The sequence below is a fragment of the Methylobacterium sp. B1 genome, from assembly GCF_000333255.1.
In the GTDB taxonomy this organism is placed as follows: Bacteria; Pseudomonadota; Alphaproteobacteria; order Rhizobiales; family Beijerinckiaceae; genus Methylobacterium; species Methylobacterium fujisawaense.
In genome coordinates, this window is the sequence record NZ_BACT01000229.1 from 1 (window position 1) to 1770 (window position 1770).

Sequence of the window (1770 nt, forward strand, 5' to 3'; positions counted from 1 at the left end):
GCATCCGACGCTGGTCGAGGCCGAGGAGGCGGGCCGCACGGCCACCTACCTGGTCTTCATCCCCCGGGACGCGCCGGGCGTGACCCTGGTGGACGATTGGGACGGGTTCGGCCAGCGGGTCACCGGCTCGGGCTCGGTCGTGTTCGAGCGGGTCGCCGTGGAGCCCGGCTGGGTGGTGCCGTTCCAGGCCTCGCTGGAGCGGCCCACCGCCATCGGCCCCTTCGCGCAGATCCTGCACGCCGGGATCGATCTCGGCATCGGCGAAGGCGCCTTCGCGGCGACGCTGCCCTTCGTGCGGGACCGCGCCCGGCCCTGGATCGATTCCGGCGTCACCCGGGCGGGCGAGGATCCCCTGACCCTCCACGCGCTGGGCGACGTCCAGGTCCGCCTCGCGGCGGCCGACGCCCTGCTGACGCGGGCCGGCCGCTTCGTGGACGCCGCGCAGGACGCCCCCGATGCGGACAACGTCGCGGCGGCCTCCGTGGCGGTGGCGGAGGCCCGGGCGGCGAGCCACCGGGCGGGCCTGCGGGCGGCCAACAGGCTCCTCGAACTCGGCGGCACCTCCGCCACCGACCGGGCCGAGGCGCTGGACCGCTACTGGCGCAACGTCCGCACCCACACCCTGCACGATCCGGTGCGCTGGAAGTACCACTGGATCGGCGCCTACCACCTCGACGGCCGGCTGCCGCCCCGGCACGGAGCGCTCTGATGGCCGCCCAGAAGAAGCAGATCCTGTTGAACGCCTTCAACATGGCCTGCGTGGGCCACATCAATCACGGGCTCTGGACGCACCCGCGCGACCGCTCGTCGGCCTACAACACGCTGGGCTACTGGACCGACCAGGCGAAGCTCCTGGAGCGCGGCCTGTTCGACGGCCTGTTCATCGCCGACATCATCGGCGTCTACGACGTCTACGGCGACGGCATCGACGTGACCGCCCGGGAGGCCGTGCAGCTCCCGGTCAACGACCCGACCGTGATGATCACCGCCATGGCGGCGGTGACCGAACATCTCGGCTTCGGGGTGACGATCAACGTCCACCAAGAGGCGCCCTACACCTTCGCCCGGCGCCTCTCGACCCTCGACCACCTGACCGGCGGCCGGATCGGCTGGAACATCGTCACCGGCTACCTCGACAGCGCCCACCGCGCCCAGAGCGGCGGCACGTTGCCGGCACACGACCGGCGCTACGACTATGCCGACGAGTATCTGGAGGTTCTCTACCGGCTCTGGGAGGGCAGCTGGGACGACGCCGCCATGCGCCGCGACCGGGCGGCCCGGGTGTTCAGCGATCCGGCCCATATCCGCAAGGTCGCCCACCGGGGCGAGTTCTTCGCGGTCGACGGCTACCACCTGTCCGAGCCGTCGCCCCAGCGCACGCCGGTCCTCTACCAGGCGGGCGCCTCGGGCCGCGGCCGCGCCTTTGCGGGCCGCCATGCCGAGTGCGTGTTCATCTCCGCCCGCGACACGGCCACCGCCCGCGAGTCCGTCCGCGCCATCCGGGCTGAGGCGGTCGCGGCCGGCCGCAATCCCGACGACGTGAAAGTCTTCGTCGGCCTCGCGGTGATCCCCGGCCGGACCCGGGCGGAGGCCGAGGCCAAGCGGGACGAATACCTGTCCTACGCGAGCCCGGAGGCGGGGCTCGCGCATTTCTCCGCCTCCACGGGGATCGACTTCGCCCGCTACGGCCTCGACGAGGCGATCCCCTACGCGCCGGGCAACGCCATCCAGTCGGCCACGGCGGCGGCGGCCAAGCGCGGGCTGACGAAG

At 72.8% G+C, this 1770-nt stretch carries 2 protein-coding genes; both read left to right on the forward strand.

Going from position 1 to position 1770, the window contains the following annotated elements; genetic code table 11:
* Positions 1-709: acyl-CoA dehydrogenase family protein (locus I53_RS06325; protein ID WP_043347987.1), on the forward strand; the 709-nt coding region annotated here is incomplete at its 5' end.
* Positions 709-1770: NtaA/DmoA family FMN-dependent monooxygenase (locus I53_RS06330; protein ID WP_043347989.1), on the forward strand; the 1062-nt coding region annotated here is incomplete at its 3' end. The genes I53_RS06325 and I53_RS06330, both read left to right, overlap by 1 nt.